The organism is Microcoleus sp. D2_18a_D3, assembly GCF_036702455.1.
In the GTDB taxonomy this organism is placed as follows: Bacteria; Cyanobacteriota; Cyanobacteriia; order Cyanobacteriales; family Microcoleaceae; genus Microcoleus.
Genome location: NZ_JAUBTK010000085.1, coordinates 1 through 21,896 on the forward strand (window position 1 = coordinate 1; position 21,896 = coordinate 21,896).

The following is a 21,896-nucleotide window of genomic DNA, read 5'->3' on the forward strand; positions in this document are numbered from 1 at the left end:
TTGTGAGCAACAGCTTGCCTAAGATTCAAAGGTAGCTACTTTTAGCTGCGCTCATTTTTTAGTCTAAACTACAGTTTTCAGACTTCTGTGTTTGACTGTTGTGCGATCGCCACTTTTGATTAATCCAATAGCCTCAAGCTATCTAACCAATACGAATCGCAATATCAACCTTTCTTTGCTAATAAGCTACACGGTTCAGGCGTTGCCTGCGGACTAGAGCCGAGCGGGACAAATACTCTAATTCCAAATTTTTTATCCAAGTTTTTTGTGCTTCTTGGTTTTGCCCCTCATGTTTTTAAGTTAACACCAACTGCGCGTATAAAAACACTTTGTTTACCAAACTTGACACTTTTTGATGTGATGAAATACTTCCAAAAGCGATTATTAACAATTTGTACGATCGTCCGATACCGCAACGTGCACACCCGGCACTTTTGGCTTGCTGTCAACGCAGCAGAGCTTCCCAAGTTGCGCGGCCGACAATGCCGTCTGCTGGCAGTTGATATTGTCGCTGAGCCGCCTTGACAGCAGCTTGAGTTTCCGGGCCGAACACGCCGTCAGCACTAACGCTCAAAAATCCCTTGGCCCGCAGCCGTTCTTGCAAATCTCTGACTGCCGGCCCCCGCATTCGCCTTCTCAAAACCGGAAAATTAGTTGGCTGCGCTTGCGGGTTAATCTCTGAATCGTCGGCATTTACAGGATCGTTAGCGATGGGGTTTTCGATCGCGCTCGGAGTCGCAGGAAACAGCCGGTTCCAAGTATCTTGACCGACTATGGCGTCGGGAGGCAGACCTGCTGCTTCCTGGAACTGAGATACAGCTCTAGCGGTGCTTTGGGAGAAAATCCCGTCTACAGTGTCAGCGTAAAAGCCCAATAATTTAAGAGCAGCTTGGAGTTCGATTACTTCGGAGCCGCGGCTGCCCAATTTGATGGCGGGGCGGACGATCGCACCTGTTGTTTGAGCGATCGGGCTGTTAATGTTACCTTGTTCGGAGGTAGGTAGCTGTGCTGCAACACGGGTAGGGGCGATCGAGCCTATTGCCAATAAACCGCACAAACTCCAGCCGAAGAGCAAACTCGGAACCTCGCGGGCTTTATTCCAGCTTGCTGTCAAGTTTTGGGACATTGGGAATTCGACCTCTGCAAAACTGGTAGCGATCGTACATCAAATCTGGAAAAAATTGGGAATTTGGGCATTGGGAATTGGGCATCGGGCATTTACTGGTTCCGAGGCCAAGCCAGGTTCCCACATTAAATCAAAACTCGCAACTTTTCCTTCCTTGCCTTTCCTAAAAAAAATTTATCCCTCTCAAATAGCTGCAATTGGCAAAAAAACTGCTAGATTGCCCTACAGAAAACATTGAACCGCGTTCATTGGGCCCCAGCAACACCATGTCCGAATCCAGAACCGCCAGCCAAATAGACATCGGCAACGTCAACATCGGGAACTTCCAAGTCGGCAGCATCAGCGGCACTAAATACAACGACCTCAACGCCAACGGCCGCCCTGATCCTGAAGAATTCCCAATTCCCAACTGGCAAATCTACCTCGACCTCAACAACAACGGCCAGCCTGAGTTTAACGAACCTTCCACCCTCACAAACCCGCAAGGCAACTACATCTTCGCCAACCTGCCGCCGGGCACTTACCAAGTGAGGGAAGTCCAGCAGCCGAACTTTCGCCAAACTACCCCAAATCCCGCACCCATCACGATTACCAGCGGCACAAACGCTGGCAATATCAATTTTGGCAACAACTTTAACGCAGGGACGATCGCAGGCACAAAATTCAACGACATCAACAACAACAGCAGCCCAGATCCCGGGGAACAAGGGCTAGCTAACTGGCAAATTTACCTCGACCTCAACCGCAACAACAGGCTCGACGGCGGCGAACCTTTTACTTTTACAAACGTTCAAGGCAATTACGCTTTTGTCAATATTCCCGCCAATACATATTTGGTGAGAGAAGTCCAGCAACCGGGTTTTATCCAAACCACACCTGACCCCGGCCCGGTTAACGTTACTTCCAACGCCACTGTCAACAACATCAATTTTGGCAATCTCTTTTTTGTCGGCAGCATCAGCGGCTTCAAGTTCAACGACCTGAATGCCAACAGCGTCCGAGACGCGACAGACCCCCCTCTGACCAACTGGCAAATTTACCTCGACCTCAACGGCAACGGCAGCGTTGACCCGGGCGAACCCACCACCATCACAAACCCGCAAGGCAACTACACTTTTGCGAATGTTTCCCCGGGCCGGTATTTGGTGAGGGAAGTCCAACAACCAGGATGGGTACAGACTACTCCAAATCCAGGCCCGATCGACATAATCGGCAATACCAACGCTGTAGGCGTCAGTTTCGGCAACAATTTTCCTACCGGCAGCATCAGCGGCTTCAAGTTCAACGACCTCAACGCTAACGGGATCAACGAACCGACGGAACCGAGAGTTGCCAACTGGCCGATTTACCTTGATTTCAACAACAACGGCAGTTTAGATCCGGGCGAACCTTCGACTTTAACGAACCCCGAAGGTAATTTCTCTTTTATCAATTTGCCTCAAGGAACCTATGTCGTGAGGGAAGTCCCGCAGCCCGGTTTTCGACAAACCACGCCAAATCCGACTCCGATCGCCGTGGGCAACGGCACAAATGCCACTAATCTCAGCTTTGGCAACGTGTTGGTGACGGGCACCATCAGCGGTGTGAAATTTAACGATTTTAACGCCAACGCCCGCCTAGATCCCGGGGAACCGCCGATCGCCAACTCTACTATTTACATCGACCTCAACAACAACAGCAGTTTAGATCCGGGTGAAGCGAGTACCTTAAGCGATGTTCAAGGCAATTACAGTTTCCGTAACGTTCCGGTAGGTAGTTATGTTGTCCGCGAAGTTCCGCCGCCCGGTTTCATTCTAACGACTCCCCCTACGGTGGTTGTTGTCTCGGCAGATATTCGGGCTAGCAACCTCGATGTGGTGACGGGAGATTTGGTGACGGGAGATGCTGAGGATAGGGCGGCTAAATCCTTGAATGGCGACTCGCTGACGAATGCCAGCAGCTATGCGGGCGAACCTGCCGCCAATAATATTGGGGCAGATAGCTGGCCTTTGAGTTCGGGTGGTGATACTTATCGAATTAGCGATTTTTTGGTCAAGCAACGTTTTGCGAATTTAGGCAGTATTCCTAACTTTGGGCAACAGAATGTCGGTCTGAATCTGAATGCAGAAATCAGCCAACTTGTCAAGGAAAATAAATTAATTAATTCGGCGATCGGACACTGGGTCAGCACTGTGGCCGCGAGTGATTTCTCGGTTATATAGGGTGAGACAAAGCTCGATCGCCCCGAATCCCAAACCGCAGATAAAAATAACGAAGAGGTGAAAGGGCGATCGCGTGATACCCTATTGTTGGCAACCTCCAACACTCAAGCCTAAGTTCCGGCCACTCCGAAGCTGGCTTGTATATTGGTTGCAAGATTCAGAGGCAGTAGCATCTCTGTGAGTGAGAAACTATCAGGTAATTCCCCCAAACCCGATCGGCGTATTTGCAGGCAAAGCAAGTCATATCAAGTGCGGTAGCTCGATCGATGCTGGCAGATCTGTCATTGGCAATTCCAGAGGAGGCGATCGTCTAGGACAGCGAACCAGGACGAACAAGAACAATGCAGCCGGACTTGATATCAGGGGGGAGAAGTCAGTCTTAGGCTTTTTAAAGCTCGAAACAGCAAGTATGTACGGACAGAGAAGGCGTGCAAATCTTGAAGATGTTGCCCTCAAATTGCCAGGGTTCTTCAAAACCTGATATACTTGCCAGCGACAAAGCTTGAGGCATTGTTGTGTGAGATGGGAACATTACCTCAAGTACAGACGTATGTAAAATCGAGTAGCGGTTGTCAGCTATTAGTAAAAACTACTCAGCAACTTACAACCCATACAGTAGTCTGTAATTTACGTGGATTTAGGTGTGAAGGAGAGAAATCATGGCAGATTTAGATTTAACTAACTTGGACGAGCGCAGTGCCCAGCAACTACAGCCAGTTGTGGTTGGGAATGCTGGCCCGGCAATTTTAGGCATCAAGTTCAATGACCTGAACCGAGATGGGGTCAGACAGCCCAATGAACCAGGTCTTCGGGATATCCCCATCCTCCTCGAACCAGCAACAAGCAGCAACGGTGTATTTAATGCTGGTACTGGCGAAGTCTCAACCACGACGGACGCTAACGGCGCGTTCTCATTCATAAATCTTGCCCCTGGCAATTACGTACTCACCGAAACGGTACTACCTGCTGGTTTCACCGCTACTACTCCCAACCCCCTGGCTGTCACTCTCGGCAACCGAAATGTCAACGTTTTCTTTGGCAACGCGGGAGTTCCACCAGTTACAGGCAGTCGTATCGTAGGATGCAAATACTTAGACATAGATGCCGACGGCTTCCGAGATGGGAATGAACCGGGGATTAAAAATGTCAGGATATATATTGATTCAAATGGCAACGGTCAACGCGATGCAGAGGAACAGAACACTTTAACAGACAAAAATGGTGCATGGTCGTTCAACGTATTACCAGGAACCTACAAGATTCGGGAAGAACGGATCAGACGACAGATTAATTCTGTTACCGGACTAGAAGTTAATGCTACGGATGCAGAACCCTTAGAAACACAAGATTTTCCCCAAAGCACTCCCCCCGGCAACATTCCCGTACTGGACGTGACGGTAGCCGCAGGTCAAACCTTTGCCTGCGCTCAAGTTGGCGATACTCCGCTCTATCAAATAGAAGTTAACAAATTTCGAGACATAGACCGCAACGGCTCGCGAAATGTTGTTAATGGAGTCTTGGAACCCCCCATTGCGCGAGTACCGTTTATTTTAGATGTGAACGCGAACGGTCGCTGGGATGGAGCAGGCTCCGAACCGATAGCCATCACAGATGCGAACGGAGTAGTTACCTTCAAGGATTTGCGAGCTGGCGATTACAGAGTGTTGGAAATTTTTCCAGGTGTACTGCCTCCAGAAGTAGGTGGCGGTGCCCCAGGAAACCTCAATGCTCCAGTAGCAACCACTCCAAACCCCGCTCTGGTTTCGGCACCAGGGCCGCAGGCGCGATTCCAGGGTACCATCAGCAGAGAGCAACCGCTGCTAGTCGCAGACTCAACCTACACCCTGAAACCAAACGACCCTAAATTCGTAGACTCCAACCGCGACGGCGTTCAACAACCAGGTGAAAGATTGATCGCGACCACAGGTGAGCGGCCGATTTTTGCAGCGCCAGTTACAACTTTACCAGCGCCCAACCCCCAACCCTCGCTTACCTTTACTCCTGTGGGAGCAACTCAGGGTATTGGCAACAATGCCGGTGTGGGCAACACTCGACCGAACATCACTGTCTTCAAATACAATGACTTGAACGCCAACGGTCGCTACGAACCAAATCAGGGTGAAGCGCCAATTAGCGGTGTCACCGTCTTCCTCGACACCAATAACAATGGCACTCCCGACACTGGAGAACAGCAAATCCAGACAAATGCCCAGGGTAGAGGAGCCTTTACCAACTTGCCAACAGGCAACTATGTCGTTCGAGAAGTTGCACAGCCCAATTTCTCCCCTTCTACGGCAGATCGCGTCGATGTGACCCTCAGCACTCAGGATGCCAACGTTACCTTTGCCAACACACCTAACAGCAACATCACCGGGTGTAAGTTTGAGGACTTCAACCTGAACGGTTATCGAGATGGAAATGAGCCAGCTATTCCTGGTGTCACCATTTTTATCGATAGCAATGGTGACGGTCAGTTGCAAGGAACTGAACCCATTACTACTACCGATCAGTTTGGTACCTTTGCATTCAACAATTTGCGCCCCGGCAATTACAGGATTCGAGAAGTAACGCCTTCTGGTTACTTCCAAACGACTCAACCAGTAGATGTTGTTCTCGGTGCGAATCAAACCTTTACTTGTGCTTTGGTGGGTAACTCTCGCCGCTATGACCTCTTGGTTCCTAAATTCCGGGACGATAACCGCAACGGTGTACGGGACCCCAATGAAGAACCCCTTTCCAATATACCATTCACCTTGGATTTGAACGGCAACGGCCGCTATGATGCTGCAACAGAACCGCTGGTGAGAACTGATGCTGCTGGTATTGCTCGGTTTAATAATTTGTCTCCAGCCACTTACTCGGTTTTGGAAGTCTTCGATGCGAGCGTTAATAACCCGTTCCCAATCCCAACTGGGCCCAACCCGGTTAGCTTTGACGTGCCTGGCCCTAACACAGTGCCTACGGTGGAGGTAGCGACGCCAGTCGATCTGGTGACAGGTGGCCCGGGTGTGGTAACTGCTTCTAGCTTCGCCGATGAGCTGACTAAGCCTGGTAGCTTAGACACTTCAGACACCAGCATAGTTACCAACTTTTTAGTACCTGAGAGTACATTGGTGAGCAACTTTGCTCTTGTTGAGGCATCGAGAATGGCGAGTTCGCTGACTGTAACGACAGATACTTCTCTCGTCGTCGATCCCTTAATGTCGGTTGCAGTTCCTCGTACTGATGAAAACCGACTGTTCTAATGTTAAGTGGAGTCTTTAGTTTGAAACTTAGCAATTAGCAGTTAGGTTGTTTTTAAATAAACCCGCCCTCCACAACCATAGGTTAGGAGAGCGGGTTTATTTATGCGATGTCCAACTGTCTTTAGTAGTAGGGAACGATCGGCAAAAAGAACGATTCCCTAGTTACAGAAAACCTTTATTTATAGAGGTAGAACTTAGAGGAATTTTTTATGCCAACCGAACAGAAGATTAATCCGCCTCAACATCAAGAACAGCAACCCGGTATTGAATCCGAGATGACTCCGCAACCCCAATCCTTTGCGGAGGGCTATCGCGGTAGCGACAAATTGCGGGACAAAGTAGCCTTAATTACTGGCGGAGACAGCGGTATCGGGCGTGCGGTAGCGATCGCCTTTGCCAAGGAAGGCGCTAACGTGGTCATCAGCTATCTTAACGAAGATGATGATGCCAAAAAAACTAAAGAGGCGATCGAACAACAAGGCCGGCGCTGTATTGCGATCGCCGGCGACATCGGCGATGAAAGCCTCTGTCAAAACCTTGTAGAACAAACAGTTAAAGAATTCGGCCGCCTCGACATCCTCGTCAACAACGCCGCCGAACAGCATCCCCAAGAAAGCATCGAAAACATCACCGCCGAACAATTAGAGCGCACCTTCCGCACCAACATTTTCTCAATGTTTTACCTCACAAAAGCCGCTCTCAAACACCTCAAAGAAGGAAGTGCAATTATCAACACTACCTCTGTCACCGCTTACAAAGGCAATCAACAATTGCTAGATTACTCCTCCACAAAAGGAGCAATTGTTGCCTTTACTCGCTCTTTGTCTCAAAGTTTAGCTGAGAAAGGAATTCGCGTCAACGGAGTTGCCCCTGGCCCGATTTGGACGCCTCTAATTCCTGCAACTTTCCCTGAAGAAAAAGTGGAGAAATTTGGTGCAGATACGGCATTGGGACGCGCCGGTCAACCCGATGAAGTTGCCCCCAGTTTCGTGTTTTTAGCTTCAAAAGATTCGTCTTACATGACTGGTCAAATTTTGCATCCCAACGGCGGATCGGTGATTAACGGATAGATTTGTCGCGAGTTAATATATAAATAACCGCATTTTGTGGGCGCAACTTTCACCCACAATCTCTGACTATAACTCACCATCTAAATAAACCCGCCCCCACAACCACGTTACCTAGGGCGGGTTTATTAATTTTTTTAGTTATATCAAATCCGGTAGCATCGTCGGGCGTAAAATCTAGTCAACAGCGATACCCACTTAGCCTCACCGAAGGGTCAACAATCACGGACGGTGCAACCAGAATTGTTGATACAATTAATCTGCGTTAATCGGTGTTAATCTGCCCTCATCTGCGGTTTAAAAAAATAATTTCTTCACCGCAGATGACAATGGATTGACGCTGATTCACGCAGATAAAGAGAATAGATAGATGAATAATTCCGATGCTATAGCAGTCCTAAATCATTTGTGAATTTCTTACTCCCTGCCCTTGGCAAGGGGAGGGTTGGGGTGGGGTAAAAAATTTACGACTCCTGCAAGGATTGCTATAACAGATTTGATATTAGTTTTTGAACATTGGTGAGTTTACACAAAATAGTAATCCCGCCACCTTGGTAGCGGGATTGATAGGTTGCAGTTTAGCTAGTTTTTAGCTCAGCTAGAGCTACAATTAGCTCGCTGCTGAATTAGCTCAGGTTAGCCATTTCTTGCTGGATGGTGCTTTTGGCTGCTTTGAATTGAGTAGCCATTTGTTCCATTTGTGCTTCGCTCAGGTTACGGCGAATTTGAGGGAACATATCGTTTTCTTCTTCTTTTACGTGATCTTTAACCGCTGTTTGGAGCTGTTTGATTTGGGCTTTGAACTCAGGAGAACTGGGGCTCATTGACTTAATCTTGGCGAGCATTTGCTTCATTTCTGCTTGCTCGCTGTACAGTTCTTGAGTGTTGCTGTAGTAGCTGCGAATTGCTGGGTAAACAACTTGTTCTTCGGCTTCGGCGTGAACGCTGAGGTCTTTGTAAAGTTGACCGAAGAATTCTTGCAGTTTTTGAGGATCGTCGGTGCTTGCGATTTCCATAAATAGGGTATCGGTTTTGCGGTGATCCATTGAGATGATTTCGGTGATGTTCATCTCATCTTTGCTGCGGGTAACTGCACCGCCGATGATGCCGGTCATAGCTGCCATTGCATCTTGCACGCGAGCCCAAACGCCTTGGTCGGGGTCTTTGCCGGTCAGTTCGCGCACGCCCAAGATTTCCATAACTCCCTTGAGTTGCTCTTGGTGAGCGCGGTTTTCAAAGTTAACTGTGTTGAGGGGAGTAATGGCGGCTTCGATGTCGGCGCCGACTACTTGAGCAGCTTTGTGAATTAACAAACCGGCCATTGTTTGTTTGTGTTTGAGCAGTTCGTGCTGGGTGACTTTTTCAAACAATGTTAGTTCAGAACCTTGCATGAGTTTCTGAACTTCTTCAATCATTTTGGCGCTGGTTTCTTTGGGCTCGGCTTGAATGCCGTATTGCACGATCGTAGTTTCTAATACGCCCAAGTTTTTGCGATCGTCCTCAAGCATATCCCGGAAACGATCGCACAGTTCGGAGTCGTTGCAAGAATTGATGAACAATTGCTCGTTGGCGATCAACAGATTTTGCAGCGCTTTCATGTCTGCTAATTTAGTTGCGATCGCTTGGCGCTTGGTATCTTCTAAGGTAGCTACCATCTGTCGTTTCTCCTCTCAATGTCTTTAGTGTTCTTACATCTCTTAATTTATTGATATATTCTGATAACATCCTCTTTCTCCCGACTGATTCATTAATATCCCGCGCAACCTATTGACTTTTGAGCAAAAAAAGGGTAAGTATTTGAGACTGCTTGAAAAAAAGCAAAAAGCAAAAAACAACAGATGAGTAAGGATGAATGGCAGAGGAGTAATGATTTCTGTATCAATTAATCCCGATCGCAGAGCTGTAAAGCGCTACCATAGTTGCAGCCGAAGTTAACTAAAGTTTAAGAATAACTAGCTTGTCTCAACTGCTCACTGCTTTAGAGTTCCCAGCCAATGTCTGGAAGCTCAACAACGGGTTAACGGTCATTCACCAGCGGATTTCGGCCACACCGGTGGTCGCGCTAGACGTGTGGGTGAGGGCTGGCGCTACGCTGGAGCCGGATTCTTGGTCGGGAATGGCTCATTTTCTAGAACACATGATATTTAAAGGGACGGATTCGATCGCCCCTGGAGAATTTGACCAAGTAATCGAAAATCGCGGCGGTGTCGCGAATGCAGCTACAAGTCACGACTACGCGCATTTTTTCGTCAACGCTGCGGCGGATTATTTAGCAGAAACAGCGCACCCACTGGCAGAATTGCTGCTGCGGGCTTCGATTCCGGATCAGGAATTCGATCGCGAGCGAGATGTGGTACTCGAAGAAATCCGTCAAGCTCAAGACAATCCCGATTGGCTGGGTTTCCAAGCAATGATGGAAACAGTTTACCAGCGACATCCCTACAGGCGATCGGTATTGGGCACGGAAGAACTGCTGATGTCGCGAACTCCCCACGAAATGCGCTGTTTCCACCGATCGCACTATCAGCCGGAAAATATGACTGTGGTGGTGGTCGGGGGAATTGATGAACAACAGGCCAGAGATATTACGGGGAAAGCTTTTGAGCAGTTTTCCGATCGGTGGGATTGTCCCAAATTAACCGCAGAGGCGGAACCGCCACTGATAGAAATTCGCCGTCAGGAATTGAGCCTCCCCCGATTGGAACAAGCGCGGCTGATGATGGCCTGGACGGGTCCGGGAGTTGAACATTTGCAAAGTGCTTGCGGCTTGGATTTGCTGTCGGTGTTGCTCGCAGACGGGCGGACTTCGCGTTTAGTCAGGGAACTGCGGGAAGAATTACAATTGGTAGAGGCGATCGACAGCACTTTCTCGCTGCAACGGGAATCGAGTTTATTTACTATCAGTGCAGTCTTGGACGCGAAGGATGTCGAAGAGGTGGAATCTCGGATTTGCGATCGACTTTGGCAATTGCAGTCTGAACCAGTTTCCGAGGTAGAATTGCTGCGCTGTAAGCGTTTGCTGTGCAACGATTTTGCTTTCTCGCTCGAAACGCCGGGACAGCTAGCCGGTCTTTATGGATATTACAATACGATCGCCAGTGCCGAATTAGCGCTCAGCTATCCCACTAGGATTAAAGCATTTGGGCCCTTAGACCTCCAGCGACTAGCTCAACAATATCTCTCTCCCCGGCGCTATACAGCCGTGGTACTCAAACCAATCTAATAATAGTTGACTGTTCACTGTTCACTGTTCACTGTTGACTGTTCACTGTTAACAGCAACTAGGTTGGGTTGAGACAGGAAACCCAAGTCTATTAAGTGGAAATTTGAGATTTGTCCCTCAATCTAAAATCTCAAATCGCCAATCTCAAATCGGATGATCGGTAACGCTCACGCTCTACCCATCCTACGAATAATCATGACTAACAGCCAACAGTCAACAGTCAACAGTCAACAGTCAACAGTCAACAGTCAACAGTTAACAAAGAATTCAATGAAAAATGAAATCCAGCGCACGGTTTTAGACAACGGTATTGTTGTCTTAGCAGCAGAAAATCCAGCAGCAGATATTATTGCAGCTAGGATATTCCTGCGGGCCGGCAGTCGCTACGTGCAGCCGGAACAAGCAGGATTGTGTCACTTGCTGTCGGCGGTAATGACTAAGGGAACCGATCGGCTGTCTTCGCTGGAAATTGCCGAGCGTGTAGAATCGGTGGGAGCGAGGTTGAGTGCCGACTCTACTACAGACTATTTTTTAGTGAGTTTGAAGACGGTTTCTGCGGATTTTGAGGAGATTTTGGAGTTGGCGGCGCAATTGACCCGATCGCCCACTTTCCCGGAAGCTGAAGTCGAACTCGAACGCCGCATTGCTATATCGGCAATTCGCTCGCAACAAGAACAGCCATTTGCGATCGCCTTCGAGCAATTGCGGCACTCGATGTACCAGGAACATCCCTATGCTTTCTCTCCCTTGGGCACGGAAGCTACTATGTCAAAGCTCACCAGAAACGAGCTTGAACAGTTCCACAAAACCTATTTCCGTCCCGATAATGTAGTTATTTCGGTAGCCGGCAGAATCTCGACCGAAGATGCGATCGCCCTGATCGATCGAACTTTTGGGGACTGGAAAGCGCCTTTAACACCCTTACCAACTTTAACCGTCCCCCCCCTATCACCCTCCCCTCAATCGGTCGTTACGGCGCAAGATACGCAGCAATCAGTGATTATGCTGGGCTACCTCGCACCCTCTGTCAAAAATCCCGACTACGCAGCGATTAAGTTGCTGAATACTTATTTGGGTAACGGTTTGTCGAGCCGATTGTTTGTGGAATTGCGGGAAAAGCGGGCCTTGGCTTACGACGTTTCCGCGCTCTACGCGACGCGCTTGGACACGGCACAGTTTGTGGTGTACATGGGTACTGCGCCGGAAAATACGGCGACTGCTTTTGAAGGATTGCGTACAGAAGTTGATCGACTCGCCAACATCCAACTAAGCGAGGAAGAATTGCAATCTTGCAAGAATAAAATGCTCGGTCAATATGCTTTAGGAAAACAAACTAATTCGCAAATTGCCCAAGTTTTAGGCTGGTACGAAATTTTGGGATTGGGAATTAAATTTGACCAACAATTTCAAGAAGAAATTGCACAGGTGACAGCTTCACAAGCGCGGGATGCTGCTAAGAAATATTTTGTAGAACCCTATATTTCTTTGGTGGGGCCGGAGGCGGCGATTACAGAGTTGGGTGTAGCGGCTGTTTGTTGAGTACGAAATGGGCGATCGAACTTTTCACAAGTTCGATCGATCTAACCAGTTGAGCCATCTGATAGACTAAAGGAATTGATTGGGCTAAGTTGAGCTATGACCATTGCGATCGACCAACCAATACAACAGAAACCACTCAGCTTTGACGAGTTTATCGCCCGTTATGGTGGCGATAACCGCTATGAACTGATCGATGGAGAGGTATTCCACTTGGAACCAACAGGCCCTCATGAGGAGGTTGCAGCCTTCATTACCACAAAGATATGTGTCCAGATCGACGGAACAGGCTTACCTTGGTTTGTTCTTAAGCGGGGACTATTGCGCCCTTCAAATATTGGTATGACAGCATTTAGACCTGATGTTGCAGTTGTCGATCGAGATGAACTTACCAAAGAACTGTTTTGGTCTGGCGAGTCGATCCTGACACTGGGAAGTTCGATTAAATTTGTGGCGGAAGTTGTTAGTAGCAACTGGCAAAATGATTATTCCCGTAAGGTCGAAGACTACGCAGTTTTAGGTATTCCTGAATATTGGATTGCAGACTACGCAGGATTAGGTGGTACTCAACACATTGGGAAGCCCAAACAACCAACCCTCTCTATTTGCACTTTAGTGAATGGGGAATATCAAATTCAGCAGATTCGGGGCGATCAGACCATCGTCTCTCTAACTTTCCCAAACTTAAAACTGACTGCTGAACAGGTGTTGATGGCTGGCAAGTAAAATAGAACTCGATCGCACTTAATTTGAACGTTTTCGGTTCCCGATCGGTCTAAATTGAACAGACGCCCGATCGGTCTAATTTATATGTACTTCGTAAAGCACTTTCAGATTAAAAAAGAGCTGACTCCGTGGCTTAGCGGGCTGCTTGCCGCTTCCCTGCTTGCAGGAGTAGGCTACACAGCTTACAGCCAACTCACAGTCAAATCCAGCCGCGAAACCAGACGCAAGGAAAAAACCGTTGCTGTCGAAAGGGTGAACCTGCCGATTACAATTTCGGCAAACGGTACAATAGTGCCCGAACGTTCCGTTAACGTCAGCCCCAAAACTTCAGGAATGCTCAAAAGTTTGCTGGTCAAGGAAGGAGATAAAGTTGAAAAAGGGCAGATTCTTGCCTACATGGACGACTCCAACCTCCAAGGGCAACTTACCCAAACTCGCGGACAACTCGCAGCCGCCGAAGCAAACCTGCAAAAATTGCTCAACGGCACTCGATCGCAGGACAAAGCTGTGGCTAAGGCAGTGTTAGCAGAACAACAGGCAAGTCTGGAAAAATTGCTCAACGGCAATCGAACCCAAGACATTGCGGTAGCTGAGGCAGCGTTAGCTGAACAACAGGCAACGTTGCAAAAATTGCTCAACGGCAATCGAAGCCAGGATATTGCCGTAGCTGAGGCACAACTAGCTGAACAACAGGCAAATTTACAAAAATTGCTTAAGGGCAATCGCCCTGAAGACATCGCCCAAGCGATCGCCCAACTCAGAGATGCCGAATACGCCAAAAACCAAGCAGAGGAAGACTTTCAGAGAAATCAGGAACTCTATAATGCCGGAGCCATTGCTTTGCAAGTTGTCAACAACTCCCGCACCGCGCGCGATCGAGCTCAAACGCAAGTCAGGCAAGCCGAACAAGCTGTAGCTTTGCTGCAAGCGGGTACTCGCCCCGAAGAAATCGCTGCGGCGCGGGCTGCCGTCGAGCAAAAACGGCAAGCTTTGACCCTGGCGCGATCGGGCGCACGCCCCGAAGAAATCGCAGCAGGGCGGGCCGCAGTCGAGCAAAAACGGCAAGCTTTGGCCCTGGCGCGATCGGGCGCACGCCCGGAAGACATCGCAGCAGCCCAGGCCGCAGTAGAGCAAAAACAGCAAGCTTTGGCGCTGCTAGAAGCTGGTTCCCGCCCCGAAGACATCGCCCAAGCCCGCGCCCAAGTTCTCGCAGCTAGAGGCAGCCTGCAAAGCGTTCAAGCGTTGATCGACGACACTGTGCTGCGGGCTCCTTTCACCGGCACTGTCACCCGCAAGTACGCCGATCCGGGCGCTTTTGTGACTCCCACGACGGCAGGTAGTGCGGTTTCTTCGGCGACTTCTTCTTCGATTTTGTCCTTGGCTTCAAAAAATCAATTAGTAGCAAACGTAGCAGAAACTAATATTTCTCAGATTAAGATTGGCCAGGCTGCGTCTATCCAAGCCGATGCTTTTGCGGGAAAGACTTTTACAGGTAAAATCACTCAAATTTCGCCTCAGTCGATCGTCCAGCAAAATGTGACAAGTTTTGAGGTTAAAGCGGCAATTATTAATGATGATAAACAAATACTGCGATCGGGCATGAATGTAAATGTTGAGTTTAAGGCCGGTGAACTCAAAAATGTTTTGGTAGTTCCGACTGCGGCAATTGTCCGCCAACAAAGGGAATCGGGGGTTTATGTTCCCGGTAAAGAAGATGGTAAACCTGCTTTTATGCCGATTAAGACTGGTGTGACGGTGGATGACAAGACGGAAGTGCGATCGGGTTTGAAAGGAAATGAAAAAGTGCTGATGAGTTTCCCCCCCGGATTGCGGCCTAGATCCCAAAATCCATCGGGTGGAATTCCAGGTTTGCAACCGGGTGGCGGAAGGCGCTTGCGTTAGGGTTTTGATTTTTTTATTGAACCGCGAAGGCGCGTTACTGCGAATTTAAGGATAGACTTAAGTACATAGAATTTGGGGTCTTAAGTAAGTAGGCGGGATTAAACTGAACAATGTAACTGTATGTAAACATTGCTCAGTCAGCCACGCTTAGGGCTAAGGATACTTTACCATCGTTGACATAGTTGGGCTTTACACCGCCTACCTACTTAATAGATATTTATCTATAGAAGTTACTGCAGGACAGCGACACCTTCTAGCCGCATTCGGAGAGCCGCCATCTCTGAACCCCCTGCCGACAGGTGTTACGGTAACACCTGTCGGCAGGGTTGAAGCGCTGCACCCTTACTTCTTAAAGCTCACCGATCACAATAATCGCTCTTCGTTAGAGGAGGCGGAAGGAGGTATTCGTGGATTTTTTGTCCTTGTTTTTAATGGACTTCGTTAAGCAGTTGCAGTCCCCAACACTCGGGTTTTTGATTGGTGGTATGGTCATTGCCGCCCTTGGTAGCGAATTGGTAATTCCAGAGGCGATTAATCAGATCATCGTCTTCATGCTGCTCATGAAAATCGGTCTGACCGGTGGTCAGGCGATCCGCAATTCCAACCTGACGGAGATGGTGATACCCGCAGCGTCTGCTGTAGCAGTAGGGGTTCTTGTTGTATTCATCGCGCGCTATACGTTGGCCAAGCTGCCGAAGGTCAACACCATAGATGCGATTGCGACCGGGGGATTGTTTGGTGCTGTGAGTGGCTCTACCATGGCTGCAGCCCTGACACTACTGGAAGAACAAAAAATGCCATACGAGGCATGGGCTGCCGCACTCTATCCCTTCATGGATATCCCAGCGCTGGTAACGGCGATTGTGGTGGCCAACATTTATCTCAACCAGAAGAAGGGTAGTGCAGCAGCCCACTCTACCGTGCAGGAGTCTTTCAGCAAGCAGCCCGTTGCAGCAGGCGATTATCCCGATCAGCAAGATTATCCCCGCGGCCGGCAAGAGTATCTCAGCAAGCAGCAGAAGCCTGCGGATAATCGGGTCAAGATATGGCCGATCGTGCAGGAAAGCCTCCAGGGTCCTGCCCTATCGGCAATGTTGCTCGGCATTGCTCTTGGCCTGTTCACCCAGCCGGAAAGTGTCTATAAAAGCTTCTACGACCCCCTCTTCCGCGGCTTGCTTTCGATCTTGATGCTGGTCATGGGTATGGAGGCTTGGTCAAGACTTGGCGAACTACGTAAGGTGGCCCAGTGGTACGTCGTGTATAGCGTAGTGGCACCGGTGGTGCATGGGTTCATCGCCTTCGGTCTCGGCATGATTGCCCACTACACCACAGGATTCAGCCTGGGCGGTGTTGTGATCCTGGCTGTTATTGCCGCCTCCAGTTCAGACATCTCAGGTCCGCCCACGTTGCGAGCCGGGATTCCGTCGGCCAATCCCTCCGCCTACATCGGCGCATCCACAGCCATCGGTACACCCATTGCGATCGGCTTGTGTATACCGCTCTTCCTCGGGCTGGCCCAGGCGATAGGCGGCCGCTAATCCCAGACGGGTCGCTGTCTGTCGGCGCTCCCTTGACCCGGCAGACCAAGCAACTCAATATATTAAGATCAACATACGTAGGTAAGGAGGTAACCAATATGCCCAAGCCAGCCAAAAAGCTTGTCATCGTCACGGAAAAGATTCTGCTGAAAAAGATCGTCAATATCATCGAAGAATCCGGGGCAACGGGTTATACGGTTCTGGAAACCGGCGGTAAAGGCAGTCGCAACGTGCGCTCGTCGGGACAACCTAGCGTTTCTGACATCACGGCGAATATAAAATTCGAGGTGCTCACCCCGGATCGGGATATGGCCGAGAATATTGCGGATCAGGTCGCAGTCAAGTTTTTCCTCGATTTTGCGGGCATGATCTATATCTGTGACGCCGAGGTACTGTACGGACACAGTTTCTGTGGACCAGACGGCTGTTGAATCGAGACGACACAGACCTCAAAAGCCGGGGCATGACCCCGGTTTTTAGTAGCCGTATTTCTTGCCTGCGGGACTTGGGTCTCAGTTGCAGTCCCCAACGCTCGGCTTTCTGATTGGTGGTATGGTCATTGCCGCTTTATCAAAATTTGAAACCGGAGCAATTTAAACGGAGATTTGGTGTCCAGATTCAAACGTTTAAAGGAATGGTTAACACTTCAGAACAATTCCGGGAATGAAAATCCTCAATATAAACGAGGACGCCGAAGCGCCTTAACTCTTGAAGAACAAGTTTTAGTGACCTTGGAATATTGGCGAGAATATCGAATCTATTTTCATAGGAAGACAAATTGGGGAGTATCCGGATCAACGATTTGCCGAATTGTAACTAACATTGAATCAACTTTAATAAAAACGGGAAAGTTTGGTATTCCTGGGGAAAAAGCATTGTTCATAGGTTTTGGGCGTCAGCAAAGTTGTGGTAATGGATATCACAGAAACAGCTATCGAGCGCCCAAAAACAAACAGAAAAAATACTATTCACTAAATAAAAAAAACCACAACCTAAAAATGCAAGTGGTCATTAATCAAGAAAGTAAACAGATTATTTGCCTAAATTTTGGACCGGGGCCTTGCCACGATTTCAGCTTGTTTAAAAAAAGCAATGTTCATTTCCATCCCTCAACCGATAGTTTACAAGATAGTGGCTATCCAGGGATAAAAGATTATCACTTTAATAGCTCGAATCCTAAAAAGAAACCTAAAAATGCGAATCTTTCTCTTTTAGAAAAAGACTACAATCGAGCTTTAGCCCAGGAGCGAATAGTGATTGAACAAGTTAATAGGAGTCTAAAAGTTTTCAAAATTTTGTCAAGTCGTTATCGAAATCGTCGCCGCCGTTATGGTTTCCCTTGTAATTTGTTGTCAGCACTTTACAATTATGAGTTAGCTCTCAGGTCTAAAATTCAAAAGCTTTAATTCTAACATAGATTTTTTTTGCAAGAGGTCTAATATGAAATTACAGACTCGCCCCGGTACCAACAAAATCTCTAATGTTCAAATCGCGTTGATGGCGACAGAGGCGCTGTGGAATAATAAGTTGCGTACCAGTTTAACTATGCTGGGCGTAATTATTGGGATATCTTCGGTAATTGCTATTACTTCGGTGGGACAGGGAGTACAAAAATCAACTGAAGAACAGTTAAAGGCTTTGGGTACAAATGTGCTCTTGGTTTTATCCGGCGCTTCGCGATCGGGCGGTGTCAGTCAGGGAAGCGGTTCTGCTACTACCCTTACTTGGGATGACGCTAAGGCGATCGGCAAACAAGCTCCTGCAGTTAAGGCGATTTCGGCTTATTTGCAGCGCCAAGTGCAAGTCGTTTATGGCGGACAAAATTCATTTACTGCTATTTTGGGAACGGATTTAAACTATCCAGATGTGAAGAACATTCAACCCCAAGAAGGACGGTTTTTTAATGAGGATGAATTGAATGCTGCTGAGCCAGTAGTTGTCCTGGGTTCTAAGGTTCGAGACGAACTTTTTGGAGCCGGAGTTAATGCGCTCTCCTCCGATATTCGCATTCAGGGAAACCGCTACAAGGTCATTGGAGTGATGGAAAGCAAGGGGTCTGTAGGGGGAACCGATCAGGACGATCGAGTGTATATTCCCCTCAAAAATATGTCTTCGCGGATTGTGGGGAGAAATTCTTTAGCGGGGATTGCGATATCGGGTTTTTGGTTGGAAACTGCGGGGGAAGCTGATTTAGCGGATGCTCAATTTCAAGTGGAAAATATCATGCGCTTGCGCCACAATATTTATCCCCCACAACCGGATGATTTTCGAGTTGTCAATCAAGCTGAAATAGTTAATACTTTTAGCAATGTGATCGGTTTATTTACGGTTATGGTGGGAGCGATCGCCGGAATTTCTTTGGTGGTTGGCGGCATCGGTATTGCTAATATTATGTTGGTGTCTGTTGTGGAACGGACTAAGGAAATCGGGATTCGCAAAGCGGTAGGCGCTACTAATGCAGCAATTCTAATTCAATTTATGGCGGAATCTATTTTAGTTTCCACGGTGGGGGGGACGGCGGGTATTGGGTTGGGAATTGCGATCGCCTTTGGGGCCTCGACAGCGTTCAAATTTCCGTTTGTGGTTTCTGTATGGTCGATCGCGGCGGGTTTTGGACTATCCTTTACTGTAGGCTTATTAGCTGGAGTGCTACCGGCTCGGAATGCAGCTCGCTTAGATCCGATCGCAGCTTTGCGGAATGATTGAACTTAGTGACGTTCGCCCCAGTTAAATTGAACAGTCATGGACGCAAGTGTCACAATTATAGTCCTGGACGCACAAGTGGTCATAAACTGGGTTTGGTGGACGATCGGACTTCGTTGTCGTAACGCGACTTAGACAAAAATTACGTCAAAAATCGCTGCAAACGAAGACAGGTAAAGGGTTTGAGCTTGAATTGGGTTCAGAGTTGAATTGACAAGGGTTTCAGCTCTGACAGAATCTCAAACTCTTTCCCTTACCTAGATTGCGTTTCAGGTACTTTAGGGGCGAGAAAATTTCTAAGTTCCATTAGAAATAATATACGTTAATTCAAATATAATAACAAAAACCTCTTATCCAACACGCAATTTCCATGTTAGAAGCATTGGTATTGGCAACAGTATTTTGCGGATTTTTTGGTATCATCTTCAAAAAGAACCTGATCATGAAAATCGTCTGTATGGATGTCATGAGTACAGGGGTTATAGCCTATTACGTGGTGGTGGCATCGCGAGAAGGCTTGCTGACACCAATTATTTCAAAGGGGAAAAATGTCGCTTACGCCGATCCGGTTCCCCAGGCGGTGATCTTAACGGCGATCGTGATCGGCTTTTCGATTCAGGCTTTAATGCTGGTCAGTGTGATGAAGCTGGCACGAGATAATCCGACATTAGAAAGTAATGAAATCGAGATGAATAATACCCCATGAATACCCTGACGCTAGCCTGGATTGGACTCCCGTTTTTTGTCGGGTTTACTATTTATTTGATTCCGAAGTTTGACAAGTATCTGGCAATATTCGGAGCGATCGCATCTGCTGCCTATGCGTTCCTGCTTTTTGCTATGCCGTCAGCGGTGACGCTGGAGTTACTGGATAATTTCAGTGTCACGTTGTTAGTCGATCGCTTGAGCGGCTATTTCATCTTAACCAATGCCTTAGTCACAGCAGCGGTGATTATCTACTGTTGGCCCACAGATAAGACGGCATTTTTTTATGCACAGATTCTGATGGTACACGGCAGCCTGAATGCGGCCTTTGCCTCTAGTGACTTTATCAGTTTATATGTGGGGTTAGAGGTCAGCGGCATTGCGGCGTTTCTCTTGATTGCCTATCCTCGCACCGATCGATCGATTTGGGTAGCTTTGCGCTATCTATTTATTAGCAACACGGCAATGCTGTTTTATCTAGTCGGTGCCGTGCTGGTTTATAAGGCAAGTAATTCGTTTAGTTTTGCAGGCTTGGGCGCAGCACCCCCAGAGGCGACCGCTCTGATCTTTATGGGACTCTTGGTTAAGGGAGGTGTGTTTGTATCGGGGTTATGGCTACCGTTAACTCACTCGGAATCAGAAACGCCTGTGTCGGCTTTGCTGTCAGGGATTGTGGTCAAAGCGGGGGTATATCCCCTCGTGCGCTGTGCGCTGATGGTGGAGGAGGTGGCACCCATCGTCGAAATCTTTGGCGTCGGAACGGCGCTGCTGGGCGTGTTCTATGCCGTTTTAGAAAAAGATAGCAAACGGATGTTGGCTTTTCACACGGTTTCGCAGTTGGGCTTTATCCTCGCTGCACCGTCCGTGGGTGGGTTTTATGCGCTGGCACACGGTTTGGTCAAATCGTCGCTGTTTCTGATTGCAGGATCGTTACCGAGTCGTAATCTGAAAGAATTGAAACAGAAGCCGATCGATACCAATATCTGGATTGCTTTAGTCATAGCTAGCTTATCAATCTCTGGCTTTCCCTTGTTGGTTGGCTTTGGGGCAAAGGTGTTGACGGTGAAGAATTTGGGACCCTGGGAAACGATCGCGATGAATGTCGCAGCAGTCGGAACAGCAATCTCTTTTGCTAAATTCATCTTTCTACCCCGTGGCGGACCAACAACAGCCAAACCCGGTTTTTGGCCTGCGGTGTTGCTGTTACTAGCTGGGCTGATTGGAGCCAATGCTTTTGATTTTCAGGCTTATACGCTGGACAATATGCTTAAGGCGATCGCCATCATCGGCGTTGGTTGGTCAGCCTATTTTCTAATTTTTCAACGCACGGCAATCAAACTGCCACGTATGCTTGAAGAATTCGATCATTTGGTCGGTTTTATGAGCTTGATTTCGCTTCTACTATTCTGGATGGCATTCTCAACATGATTGGACAGCTAATATTAAGACTGACGATCTGGTTTCTACTCACTGCCGATTTTAGTTTGGCAAATATTGCGATCGGCATCATCATTGCTTTCCTGTTGCCGCGCAGCTACGCACCTCCGGAACCTTTGAGAGAATGGTTGGGGGTGTTGGGTAAAATCTTCATGGCGATTCCGATAGCTTTTCTGGAAGCTTTTGAACTCATCTTCCGCCCCCATAGACACGAAGATGTGATCATGGAAAAAGTGCCAAACCATCGATCGCCCTTGCTGATCTTCCTAGATGTCTTCCTGATCACTTTTACTCCTAAGACGATTGTCGTGAAATATCACGAAGAGGGTTTTTACGAAGTACACGTAGTGCGACGGACATCAAACACGTAGCTAAACTTTGTTTCTGAAGGATTTAACCGCTGTTGACGCAGAGTCAGAGAATAGAAGAGAGAAATGAATAATTTCCCTTGAGCTAAGTAAGAAAAATTAGGAGTGCACACAATTGA

At 48.2% G+C, this 21,896-nt stretch carries 17 protein-coding genes; 15 read left to right on the forward strand and 2 right to left on the reverse strand.

The genetic code is table 11. The annotated features are described in order from the left end of the window. Nucleotides 1–445 precede the first annotated feature (445 nt). Nucleotides 446–1,126 (reverse strand): peptidoglycan-binding protein, encoded by a 681-nt coding sequence (locus tag QUB06_RS27930; protein ID WP_333438045.1) that lies wholly within the window; start codon nt 1,124–1,126, stop codon nt 446–448. 266 nt (nt 1,127–1,392) lie between these two features. On the opposite strand from QUB06_RS27930, the gene QUB06_RS27935 reads away from it, so the two are divergent. From QUB06_RS27935 to QUB06_RS27950, 4 genes are all read left to right on the forward strand, one after another. Continuing rightward, on the forward strand, nt 1,393–3,327 hold the full coding sequence (locus tag QUB06_RS27935) for an SdrD B-like domain-containing protein (RefSeq protein WP_333438046.1): 1,935 nt from the start codon (nt 1,393–1,395) through the stop codon (nt 3,325–3,327). 181 nt (nt 3,328–3,508) lie between these two features. Further along, the gene (locus tag QUB06_RS27940) at nt 3,509–3,808 is read left to right on the forward strand and encodes a hypothetical protein (protein ID WP_333438047.1); all 300 of its coding nucleotides are present in this window, start codon (nt 3,509–3,511) and stop codon (nt 3,806–3,808) included. Between the two features lie 178 nt (nt 3,809–3,986). After that, nucleotides 3,987–6,572: an SdrD B-like domain-containing protein gene (locus QUB06_RS27945; RefSeq protein WP_333438048.1), complete on the forward strand. Its 2,586-nt coding sequence runs from the start codon at nt 3,987–3,989 to the stop codon at nt 6,570–6,572. A gap of 209 nt (nt 6,573–6,781) precedes the next feature. Further along, complete coding sequence (locus QUB06_RS27950) at nt 6,782–7,642, forward strand: SDR family oxidoreductase (protein ID WP_333438049.1); 861 nt, start codon at nt 6,782–6,784, stop codon at nt 7,640–7,642. Between the two features lie 623 nt (nt 7,643–8,265). Here the strand turns inward: QUB06_RS27950 and QUB06_RS27955 are convergent. Further along, the gene (locus QUB06_RS27955; protein WP_333438050.1) at nt 8,266–9,294 is read right to left on the reverse strand and encodes a hemerythrin domain-containing protein; all 1,029 of its coding nucleotides are present in this window, start codon (nt 9,292–9,294) and stop codon (nt 8,266–8,268) included. Nucleotides 9,295–9,596: 302 nt separating this feature from the next. On the opposite strand from QUB06_RS27955, the gene QUB06_RS27960 reads away from it, so the two are divergent. The 11 genes from QUB06_RS27960 to QUB06_RS28010 all read left to right on the forward strand — a co-directional run bounded on the left by QUB06_RS27960 (nt 9,597) and on the right by QUB06_RS28010 (nt 21,780). After that, nucleotides 9,597–10,862, forward strand: coding sequence for a pitrilysin family protein (locus tag QUB06_RS27960; RefSeq protein ID WP_333438051.1), 1,266 nt, complete (start codon nt 9,597–9,599; stop codon nt 10,860–10,862). Nucleotides 10,863–11,132: 270 nt separating this feature from the next. Further along, nucleotides 11,133–12,401 (forward strand): pitrilysin family protein, encoded by a 1,269-nt coding sequence (locus QUB06_RS27965; RefSeq protein ID WP_333438064.1) that lies wholly within the window; start codon nt 11,133–11,135, stop codon nt 12,399–12,401. 96 nt (nt 12,402–12,497) lie between these two features. Then, the gene (locus QUB06_RS27970; RefSeq protein ID WP_333438052.1) at nt 12,498–13,124 is read left to right on the forward strand and encodes a Uma2 family endonuclease; all 627 of its coding nucleotides are present in this window, start codon (nt 12,498–12,500) and stop codon (nt 13,122–13,124) included. 84 nt (nt 13,125–13,208) lie between these two features. Then, nucleotides 13,209–15,026 carry an efflux RND transporter periplasmic adaptor subunit gene (locus QUB06_RS27975; RefSeq protein WP_333438053.1) on the forward strand — a complete coding sequence of 606 codons (1,818 nt, stop codon included), beginning with the start codon at nt 13,209–13,211 and terminating at the stop codon, nt 15,024–15,026. Nucleotides 15,027–15,433: 407 nt separating this feature from the next. Further along, entirely contained in the window at nt 15,434–16,564 is a 1,131-nt protein-coding gene (locus QUB06_RS27980) for a sodium-dependent bicarbonate transport family permease (RefSeq protein ID WP_333139406.1), read from the forward strand. Nucleotides 16,565–16,662: 98 nt separating this feature from the next. Beyond that, nucleotides 16,663–16,995, forward strand: a complete 333-nt coding sequence (locus QUB06_RS27985; RefSeq protein WP_333206844.1) for a P-II family nitrogen regulator — start codon at nt 16,663–16,665, stop codon at nt 16,993–16,995. 177 nt (nt 16,996–17,172) lie between these two features. Continuing rightward, nucleotides 17,173–17,970 carry a transposase family protein gene (locus QUB06_RS27990; protein ID WP_333438054.1) on the forward strand — a complete coding sequence of 266 codons (798 nt, stop codon included), beginning with the start codon at nt 17,173–17,175 and terminating at the stop codon, nt 17,968–17,970. A 34-nt stretch (nt 17,971–18,004) separates the two neighbouring features. Next, entirely contained in the window at nt 18,005–19,270 is a 1,266-nt protein-coding gene (locus QUB06_RS27995; protein WP_333438055.1) for an ABC transporter permease, read from the forward strand. 367 nt (nt 19,271–19,637) lie between these two features. Next, nucleotides 19,638–19,973 carry a cation:proton antiporter subunit C gene (locus tag QUB06_RS28000; protein ID WP_333213781.1) on the forward strand — a complete coding sequence of 112 codons (336 nt, stop codon included), beginning with the start codon at nt 19,638–19,640 and terminating at the stop codon, nt 19,971–19,973. After that, on the forward strand, nt 19,970–21,400 hold the full coding sequence (locus QUB06_RS28005) for a cation:proton antiporter (protein WP_333438056.1): 1,431 nt from the start codon (nt 19,970–19,972) through the stop codon (nt 21,398–21,400). The genes QUB06_RS28000 and QUB06_RS28005 overlap by 4 nt, the downstream gene beginning before the upstream one ends. Then, nucleotides 21,397–21,780: a Na+/H+ antiporter subunit E gene (locus QUB06_RS28010; RefSeq protein WP_333438057.1), complete on the forward strand. Its 384-nt coding sequence runs from the start codon at nt 21,397–21,399 to the stop codon at nt 21,778–21,780. The genes QUB06_RS28005 and QUB06_RS28010 overlap by 4 nt, the downstream gene beginning before the upstream one ends. Nucleotides 21,781–21,896 lie beyond the last annotated feature (116 nt).